The organism is Streptoverticillium reticulum (assembly GCF_047456005.1).
GTDB lineage: Bacteria > Actinomycetota > Actinomycetes > Streptomycetales > Streptomycetaceae > Streptomyces > Streptomyces reticulum.
Genome location: NZ_CP179755.1, coordinates 8109857 through 8119739, shown reverse-complemented (window position 1 = coordinate 8119739; position 9883 = coordinate 8109857). Strand labels below are relative to the sequence as shown.

General features: G+C 70.9%; 5 protein-coding genes. 2 read left to right on the top strand and 3 right to left on the bottom strand.

Translation table 11 applies throughout. The annotated features are described in order from the left end of the window. Positions 1–244 precede the first annotated feature (244 nt). From ACMATS_RS36935 to ACMATS_RS36925, 3 genes are all read right to left on the bottom strand, one after another. Positions 245–1288, bottom strand: coding sequence for a GDP-mannose 4,6-dehydratase (locus ACMATS_RS36935; RefSeq protein WP_390779370.1), 1044 nt, complete (start codon positions 1286–1288; stop codon positions 245–247). Positions 1289–1417: 129 nt separating this feature from the next. Continuing rightward, positions 1418–3460, bottom strand: coding sequence for an alpha/beta hydrolase (locus ACMATS_RS36930; protein ID WP_414170516.1), 2043 nt, complete (start codon positions 3458–3460; stop codon positions 1418–1420). 206 nt (positions 3461–3666) lie between these two features. Further along, complete coding sequence (locus ACMATS_RS36925; protein WP_414170515.1) at positions 3667–5073, bottom strand: cytochrome P450; 1407 nt, start codon at positions 5071–5073, stop codon at positions 3667–3669. Between the two features lie 328 nt (positions 5074–5401). Here ACMATS_RS36925 and ACMATS_RS36920 point away from each other — a divergent pair, with 328 nt between their 5' ends. Next, positions 5402–8182, top strand: coding sequence for a phosphoenolpyruvate synthase (locus ACMATS_RS36920; protein ID WP_391153653.1), 2781 nt, complete (start codon positions 5402–5404; stop codon positions 8180–8182). Beyond that, the gene (locus ACMATS_RS36915; RefSeq protein WP_414170514.1) at positions 8179–9831 is read left to right on the top strand and encodes a hypothetical protein; all 1653 of its coding nucleotides are present in this window, start codon (positions 8179–8181) and stop codon (positions 9829–9831) included. Before ACMATS_RS36920 ends, ACMATS_RS36915 begins: the two co-directional genes overlap by 4 nt. Positions 9832–9883 lie beyond the last annotated feature (52 nt).

Sequence of the window (9883 nt, the reverse complement as noted above, 5' to 3'; positions counted from 1 at the left end):
CTTCGCCACGTTCAACTCAACCCATCTCAAGACCGACGGACAGCAGAGGAATTCGATGTGGACATCCGGCACTCGGGATGGCTGTTCCACAGCGAATGAGTCATCAGGAGGCCCCGCACGGGGCACTGCTCGATTTCCCGCACGCCACACGCCCAGTGTGGTCGGGCATGGCCACGGAATTCCCTAGAGTCCGCCGACTCCAGGGGTCCGCAACGGGTGTGAGCAGGTGTTTCTCCGGCGAGCCCTACCAGCTCGCCGCGGCGAGCAGCTCGCCGTGGTCACGCACGCGGCCGGCCTGCTGGAGGTCGGACTCCACCATCATCCGCATCAGTTCCTCGAAGCCGACCTCCGGCTCCCAGTCCAGCTCCCGGCGGGCGTTGCCGGAGTCGGCGCACAGCGTCTCGACCTCGGCGGGCCGCACCAGCGCCGGGTCCACCACGACGTGCTCCTCCCAGTCCAGGCCGACGGCCTCGAAGGCGATGCGGGCCGCATCGCGCACCGAGTGCATCTGCCCGGTGCCCACCACGTAGTCCCCCGGCCGGTCCTGCTGCAGCATCAGGTGCATCGCGCGGACGTAGTCCCCCGCGAAGCCCCAGTCGCGCACCGCGTCGAGGTTGCCGAGCATGAGCTTGTCCTGCAGACCCAGCTTGATCTGTGCGACCGCGAGGGAGATCTTCCGGGTCACGAACTCCGCGCCGCGGCGGGGCGATTCGTGGTTGAAGAGGATCCCCGACACCCCGAACACCCCGTAGGACTCGCGGTAGTTCTGGGTGATGTAGTGGCCGTAGGCCTTGGCCACGCCGTAGGGGCTGCGCGGGTGGAAGGGGGTCCGCTCGCTCTGCGGCGACTCCACCACCTTTCCGAACATCTCCGAGGAGGATGCCTGGTAGAAGCGGATCTGGCCCTGGCCGTCGCCGCCGGCTCCGCTCCCGGACTTGCCCAGCCCGCTCACCATCCGGATCGCCTCCAGCATGCGCAGCACGCCGGTGCCGTTCACCTCGGTGACGAGCTCCGGCTGCTGCCACGACATGGGCACGAAGGAGACGGCCCCGAGGTTGTAGACCTCGTCCGGCTGCACGAGGTCTACGGCGGTGACCAGGCTCCCCTGGTCCATCAAGTCACCGTGGACGAAGGACAGGTCGGGTATCAGCTTGGCCACGCGGTCCTTCCGCGGGTTGGCCTGGCCCCGGTTCAGGCCCCACACCTCGTAGCCCTCGGCGAGCAGATGCTCGGCGAGGTACGAGCCGTCCTGCCCGGTGATCCCGGTGATCAGCGCACGCTTGGACATTCGGTCCCCTTTCACTGCCACGGACAAAGCCGGTCGAGGGCCAAAAGTCCCAGCGCTCGGCAGAGTCACGGAATCACGAGGTGACCTAAGGAATTTCCGAGACTTCGGGCGCGGAGGGGTGATGTGCCGTCAGGCGGGTGCGGGAAGAGTGGCACGCAACGGGGTGCCGCCGGCTGTTCCGGTCACCGAGGCCGGCACGTGCGGGGTGAGGGTGTTCCAGGTGGTGTCGAGGGTGGTGTCGGCGGCGCGGTCCGGGCCGGCATCAGGGGTGATGCGCAGGTGCGCGGTGACCACGCCCCGGCCCCGGTCCCAGGTGGCGGTGCCGCTGACGGCGGCGTCGCCGGTCCAGCGCACGTCGGTGAAGCCGAAGCACGCCCGGGTGTCCCCGGTGACGGTCCAGGTGCCGCCGCGCAGGCCGGTGTCGCGACCGCCGGTCAGATAGCCGCTGCGGACGATCGCGTCGCCCACCACGGCGACGCCGGAGGCGGCCGCCCGCAAGGCATCGGCATCAGCCCGGTTGCCGGGCGCCGGGGTGGCCGGAACGGTGCCGGCGAGCCGGGCGGGATAGGCGGCGAGGACGGGGACGGCCGGGGTGTGCCGGGTGCAGGAGGTGTCCAGACGCGCCAGGGCGGCGGGCGCGCGGAGGAACTGGCGGTACAGGGACTGCCCGCACGCCTCCGGGCCCGGCCGGGTCCGGAGGGTCATGGCGGTGATGTGGGTGAGGTTGGGCACGGTCACGAACCGGGCGGAGGGCCCCAGTTGGGCCGCGACATGCCGGCCGCCGACGGCGGGGGTGAGCGAGTCGAGGTCGCCGCCGAGGACGAGGACGGGCAACGCCGGGGGCACCCGGGGCGGCCGGGCGGCGACGGGGGTACGGGCGCGCTGCGGGGCGGGCCAGCCGAGGCAGCCGTCGTAGGTGTTGGTGTAGGCGTTGACGGTCGTCCACTCGGCGGCGGTGAAGGGAGCGAAGGTGGCGTCGGGCTGAGCGGCGACACGCCTCCGGAACTGGCGGGCGCGCTGGTCACCTGGGCCACTCATGAAAAACAGCTGCGGGTAGTCGGTGCAGGCCGCCGCGAAGTACAGGGTGTCGGAGAAGGCCGGTGGCGGCTGGTTGGTGCCGTCGTACGCGATGGTCTGCTGGGCCAGCCGGAGCAGCGGAACGGTGTCTCCGTGGCCGAGATAGGCCTCGGCGGCGGCCTGCAGGTTGCGGTAGACGGCCGGGTCGGACCCTGCATCGTTGACCAGGTCGACCAGGGTGGTCACGGTGACCGTGATGGTGGCGGGCTGTCCGTCCAGGCCCGTGGTGCTGCCGGTGAGCGGCGTCGCGCGCAGGCGCGCCGCGAGAGCGGAAAGGGTGCGCCAGGCGTCGGCGGATCCGTGCGCGGCACAGGCCGGGGAACGCCGGCAGGCGAGGGCGAAGGCCCTGCGGGCGGTGGTGACACCGCTGGTGTACCAGGGATCGAGGCCGAAGACTTCGTAGGTGGAATCCAGGGTGAGCGAACGGAGCAGGGACGGGTGACGGGTCGCGAAGACCTGGGCGAACCAGCTGCCGTAGGAGTCCCCGTACAAGTCGACACCGGTCAGGTGCAGTTGGGACAGGAGGTCGGCGAGGTCCTGCGCGGCGTCGGCGGTCCCGAACAACTCCGAGGCATGGATCCAGCCCCCGTCGGGGCGCTGCCAGGTGTGGTCGAGGCGCTCACCGCAGACGCCCACGGTGCGGGCGAAACCGGGGCCGGAGGGCTGGCCGTTGTAGTGCTCCAGCTCGGGACAGCTCAGGACCTGGGAATGACCGGTACCGCGCAGGTCGACCATGAGCAGGTTGCGATGCGCCCGGAGCGGCCCCAGCATCTGCAGATACGCCGTACGCGAGTACGTGGTCTCCCAGCCGGGGCCGCCGTCGACCACGACCACAGTGCCCCGGGACCGCCCGGTGGCCGGTACCCACTCGAAGCCGATGCCCAGGGCCGGGCTGCCGGGGGTACCGCGGTCCAGCGGCACCTGAGCCGTACCGCACCAACTGGCGGGCCGCCGGCCGCACGGGCCGAGATCGAGGGAACCGAGCCGGAGCGCAGGGCCCGGCGGGCACGCCTTGGCGGATATCGTCCCCATGACGACGAGGACCATCAGCACCAGGACGGCGGCGAGAGCGCTGCGGCGGAACGTGACGGTCATACCGCCCTCCTGAATGAGGCACGACGCGGTGCGGCTCCGGCTCGGTCCACCAACTCATGCGGTTCGATGGGCACTCATGCAGTTTTGTGCATGTACGGTGCCACTGCCAGTGCAGCAATCCGGACCATCAGGACCGGCCGCCCAGGGCGGGACAGGGCGGGCCACTGCGCCCGGCTGCCCCTGCACCTCGCTCTTCCTCCGTCCCCTCACCCTCCGTCGTGCGAACGGTCCGGATGTACGGGGCACTTCGGCTCCTGAACGACCGGCGGCCGCTCGCGCAGGGGCTGTCTGTGGGCCACCGCGACGGCGTGCTTGCCGGGGACGAGGGTGGCGTGCCACATGCGCTGGGCCTCCGGTGCGGGGTCGGCGGGGGTCAGCCGCACATGTCTGAGGACCTCGCGGGTGATGACCTTCATCTCCATGGTGGCCAACTGCGCTCCGACGCAGTAGCGGCGGCCGCCGCCGAACGGCAGGAACGACTTCTGCGCGGGTTTGGCGTCGTCGCCGAGGAAGCGCTCCGGCCGGAACTCCCCGGGGTCGGGGTACACCGCGCTGTCGTGGAGGATGAGCGAGAACATCGGGATGGCCACCCAGCCGGCCGGGACCAGGTATCCGCCGATCCGCAGCGGCCTGTCCAGCAGGCGTCCCATGCCGAAGATCACCGGGCGGGAGCGCAGGGCTTCCTTGACGACCGCGTCGAGGTAGGTGTCGTCCTCGCCCCGCTCGATCTCCTCCTGGAGACGTGCGAGCACCTCCGGGCTGCGCATCAGCCGCTCGAACGTCCACGACAGACCGGTCGCCGTGGTCTCCAGCCCGGCTTCCAGCAGGGTGAGCAGCTCGTCGCGGATCTCGTGGTCGCTGAGCGGGCGGCCCTCGTCGTCCCGGGCCTCGAGCAGCCGCCCCAGCACGTCCGTCGCGTCCTCGCCCTCCTCGGCCCGGCGCCTGGCGATCTCGGCGAACAGGACGGCGTCGACGGCCTTGGCGACGCGGTTGGCGCGGGTGGTCGGCAGGAACGGCAGACGTGCGGCCAGCGGTGAGGTCTCCGCCCAGGCGCGCACCCGGGCGGGTGTCAGGAACAGGGCCGGGGAGCCGCTGGCCTTGGACAGGGCCATCAGGCCGGCCCGCAGCCGGGCTCCCTGCTCGGTGTCGCGCACGCCGAAGACCAGCCGCAGGATGATCTCCAGCGTGATGGTCTGCATACGGCCGCGCAGGGCGAAGGGCTTGCCGATCGGCCACTTCCTGATGTCCTCGGCGGCGATCTCGGCGATCAGCTCGGGGTAGCTCGCGATGGACCGGCCGTGCAGGGCGGGGCTGAGCAGCTTGCGGTGGCGCCACCACCCCTCGCCGTCGTTCGTGAGCAGCGAGTGCTCGCCGAGCCAGGACACGTAGCCCGCGCGCAGCGCTCCGGCACGGTTGCCGTCACCGTCCGTGCGGTAGATCTCTGCAGCCAACTCCGCGTTGGCTACGACCACTTGGGGCGGAAAGCCGAGCAGTTTCATCCGGAACACCGGGCCGTGGCGTCGGCGCAGGGTCTCGAAGTAGCGGACCGGATCGCGCATCTGGAGGGTTTGCAGGAAGGCGGGCTGCCGCGAACCCGGGGGGAGGGAACCCATCGTGTTTCTCCGTTCTCCAGCGTCTGCCGAGTTCTAAGGCCATGGCGCGGGGGCGTGAGGGCGGAGGCCGACGGGGATTCTAGATGCCGGCCGGCGGGCCACGGTCCCGTGTTTTCCCGACTGCTAGGGGAACCCTTAGTCGCGGCACTAGGGAAATCCGTAGATGCGATGGCGGACCGGCGGGGGCCGTCCGGGGCGCTGCTACGCTCTGCAGAAATTTGCTGAATTCTCGCCCGGGACGGGGGCGGCGCCCGAGCGCCATGTGGATTGCAATTCAAGCCGGTTCATGTCGGATCGAGCCATTGCGTCTTGAAAATCTTGGGGTTTCATGCGAGCGATCACCATCGAAAGTCCTCCGGATGACGTCGCGCGAACAGCGGGCGGCAAGGGGAGGAATCTCTACGAACTCTCGGGGAAGGGGATCGACGTCCCACGGTGGGCGGTGGTGGGGCTCGGGGTGTTCCAGGAGTTCCTCGACGCGCTCGACGCGTCGGGACGCATCGAGGCGCTGCTCGCCGAGGTCACCCCGGACACCGCCGGACGCGTCGCCGGGCAGCTGGCCGAACTCATCGAGTCGGGAGAGCTCACCGGACAGGCCGCGTCCGTCGTCGAGGACGCCTACGCACAGGCGGGGTGCGGCCGGGTCGCGGTCCGCTCCTCCGGCGCCGAGGAGGACGGCGCGCAGCTGTCCTTCGCCGGGCAGTTCGCCACCTCGTTGAACGTCTGCGGAATCGACGAGGTCAAGGTACACGTCAAGAAGTGCTGGGCCTCGCTCTTCTGCGAGCGCTCGATGCTCTACCGGTTGCGCCACGGACTGCCGCTGCGCGGCGCAGGCATCGCCGTCGTCGTCCAGGAGATGGTGGCCGCCGAGCGCAGCGGTGTGCTGTTCACCGCCGACCCGGTGAGCGGCAACCGGCAGCGCTTCGTGGTGAGTTCGGTCTACGGGCTGGGCGAGGGCCTGGTCTCGGGGGCGATCGACGCCGACACCGTGACCCTCGACGCCGCCACGGGCGCGGTGGCCGACACCGTGCTGGGCGACAAGCACGAGCGCTACCACGCGGCCGCCGCGGGCTCCGGCTACGAGATCAGCGAAGTGCCGCAGGCCGAGCGGGAGAAGCTGTCGCTGACGCCGAAGGAGCTGGCACAGCTGCACGAGGCCGGGGCGCGGATCCAGGCGGTCTTCGGCTCTCCGCAGGACATCGAGTGGGCGTTCGCGGGCGAGTCCCTGTGGATACTCCAGGCCCGTCCCATCACCGCGCTGCCGGACCACGTCGAGCCGCCGGACGGCAGCGAGCCGTCGGACGGGGCGCGGGGCCCGGACGAGGGCGAGCTGCGGATCTGGGACAACGCCAACATCGTCGAGAGCTTCTCCGGCATCGTCTCTCCGCTGACCTTCAGCTTCGCCGCCCACGTCTACGGCAAGGTCTACGAGAACTACGCCCGGGCCCTGCGGGTCCCCCGGGCCGGGCTGCGCGAGATCGAGGAATGGGCTCCGAACATGCTCGGCTACTTCCACGGCCGGGTCTATTACAACTTGCTCAACTGGTACCGGATGGTGCGCATCGCGCCGCTGTACCAACTCAACAGAAAAGTCCTGGAAGTTGCCATCGGCGTCGAGGAGGAACTGGACGACACAATGGCGGAGGCGATCCATCCGTACACCGTTGCGTCCCTGCGCGACCGGCTGGCCCGGGCCCGGACCACCGCGGTGTTCGTCCACCGCTTTCTCACCATGAACCGCTCGGTCGAACGTTTCATGGCGTACTTCTACGCGGCGTACCAGGAATTCGACAACGTCGACTACGACGCACTGGACGGCCAGGACGTCTACCGGCGTTTTCGCAGCCTGGAAAAGGACCTGCTGGAGAAGTGGGGTCCGATGCAGACCCTGGACGCCGCGATCCTGTGGTCCATCGGCGGGCTCGCCCTGCTCAACAGGCGCTGGCTGCCCGAGGCCCCCGAGTGGCTCACCTGGAGCGCGGCGAGTCCGGGGCCGCAGGTGGAGTCCATCGAGCCCGCCCGGGCGCTGGCGCGCCTCGCCGCCACCGTCCGCGCCGACCCCGAACTGGACCGTCTCATCCGGGAGACCCCGGCCGAGGAGACCCACGAGGCGCTGCGGCAGAACGGGCGCACCGAGTTCCTCGCGGCCCTGGAGGAGTACGTCGCCGCGTACGGCTACCGCAGCCTCGACGAACTCAAACTCGAAGTACCGGATCTGCGGGAAGACCCCTCGACCCTGTTCGCCATGGTGCGCACCGCGCTGTCCGAGGTGGACGCCGACCCCGGTCAGAAGGCCGACGCCTATCTCGACGCCCATCTGCGCGGCCCGCGCCGGCTGGTCTACGACGTCGTCCGCCGCAAGGCACAGAGCTCGCTGTACAACCGGGAGCGGCTGAGGTTCTGCCGTACCCGCGCGTTCGGTTCGGCCAAGCGCATGCTGCGGGCCATGGGCCGCGACCTGGCCCGCACCAAGGCGCTGGACCACTGGAACGACGTCTTCTTCCTGCGGCTCGACGAGGTACGCGGCGCCTACGAGGGCACGACGGGACACACCGGTCTGCGGAGCCTGGTGGAGCTGCGCAAGCGGCAGCAGGCCGAGAGCGAGAAGCTGTCCGCGCCGTCGCGGTTCCGCACCCGCGGAGCGCCCTACGGGCGGGGCAACCTGGAGCGGGCCGGCTTCACCGACGGCCCCCTGGCGCGTACGGGCGTCCAGGAGCTGCGCGGCACGCCGTGCTGCCCCGGAATCGTGGAGGCCCGCGCCGTGGTCACGGACACGCCCGTGGACGTCGACGGCGGCGTGCTGGTGACCTACCGCACGGACCCGGGCTGGGTCGCCGCGCTGCCGTCCGCCTCGGCGCTGGTCATCGAGCGGGGCAGCCCGCTGACCCATGTGGCCATCGTCGCCCGGGAGCTCGGCATTCCGACGGTCGTCCAGGTCAAGGGCCTGATGCGGGAGTTGGAGACCGGGATGCGGGTGCGGGTGGACGGCGCGACGGGGTCGGTACGGATCCTGGCCGACGCCGATACCGGCACTGGTGGCGACACCGGTACCGATGCCGAAACCGGCGCTGCCGCCGCAACCGACAACACGACCGGGAGGCCCGTGTGATCCTCACCGAGGAATATCTGCAGAACCTGTTGGACAAGACACTGCCGCAGATCCGCTCCGTGGACGGCTGCGCGGTGGTGCTCGAAGGGTCGATCGCCGAAGGCTTCGGCAACTCCTCGTCCGACATCGACTTCCTGCTCGTCTCCGACGGCGAAGCCGACCTGCCGACCATGCCGTCGCTGCTGTTCGTGGACGGGCGGCGGGTCGAGGTCAGGACCCGTTCCGTACGGCAGATCGCGGAGCAGTTCTCCGCGGTCACCACGGCCGCCGCCGACCGCCCCGGCGCGGTCGCGGAGGATCTGCTGAACCGCTGTCAGCGGCTGCTGCGCAGCTTCCCGCTGCGCAATCCGGAGCTGGTGGCGAAGGTCAAGGGGATGATGTCCTTCGACGACTTCAGCGCCACGGCCCGCGACTGGTGGGCACACGCCGCACGCCAGTCGATCCGCCACGCGCTCGCCCTGCGCCTGCTCGGCGAGGAGCAGGAGGCCGCTTCCTGGACCGAAGCCGGGCTGCTGCAGGCCGTGAAGTCCTGGGCGGCGGACGAGGGCGAGACCTACCTGGAGCCGAAGTGGCTGCCCGAGCAGCTGAACAGGATCGGTGACCACCCGCTGTCCGCCCGGTATCTGACGCTCGCTTCGCTGGACACCTCCGGTCTCGACGCCGCCGAGTACGTCACCGCGGGCGCCCGGCTCGCGGCGGACCTGGGCGTCACGGGCGCCGAGCCCGGCCCCGGGCGGATCACCGTGACCAGGGCCGGGGTCACCACCTGGCAGACCGGTGACCGGGTGCACGTCGTACGCGACCGCCAGGACGTGTTCGTCCTCGGGGACCGGGCCGCCCGCGCCTGGCGCTCGCTCGTCTTCGGCCGGCCCCTGGAACAGACGCTGGCCGCCGCGGACGCGGCCGGTGCGCCGCAGGCGGGCCCGCTGCTCGCCCAGTTCCTGCGGTTCGGCCTGGTGCGGGCGGCGTGGCAGGGGGACGAGCGCATCGTTCCCGGCCTGCCGCTGGCCGCCCCCGCGGGCGATGTCACACCGCCGCCGAGCACCGCACGGCCCGTCGTCGGCATGGACGGCGCGACGGTCGCCGACGCGGAGGCGATCGACCTCGTGCCGGTGCCCGCCCGCCGGTTCGGCGCCGCCGCGATGACCCTGGTGTGGTCCAACGTCCTGGTGGAGAACGCCCGGGAGGACCTCGTCGGCGCCCTCGACCGCGAGCAGTGGAGCGTCGCCCAGCTCAGCGCCCGCAGGATGCTGCGGTTCGCCCTGCGCGGGGTGCTCAGCTCCTACGCCGTCAATCCTCTGCCGCCGGACTCCGAAGTCGTACGCCGGCTGTCGCTGCTTCCCGGCGGGGCCCGCCTCGACACGATCCGGGCGCAGGCCCCGCACCTCGAAACCCTCACGATCGCCTCCGGCGCCCAAGGGAGCGCCGCACTGGCGGAGTTGGACGGTTTCGTGGCGCTGGTCCGCGGTGCCACGGGCGCGGAACGCTTCCCGTCGTCCTTCGACTCCTCGGACGGATGGCGGCAGACCTTGGAGGTCGGCTACGACTGGCTGCGCCTGGGCGCGCACCTCAACGCGGACCTGCCACTCGACGAGGCGGGCGATCTGCTCTCCAGCGGAGGGGCCCAGCCCCACGCCGCCTCGGCCTGACGGAGGAAAAGTGACAGCACACAGGAAACCGCCCCGCTCCATCAGGAGCGGC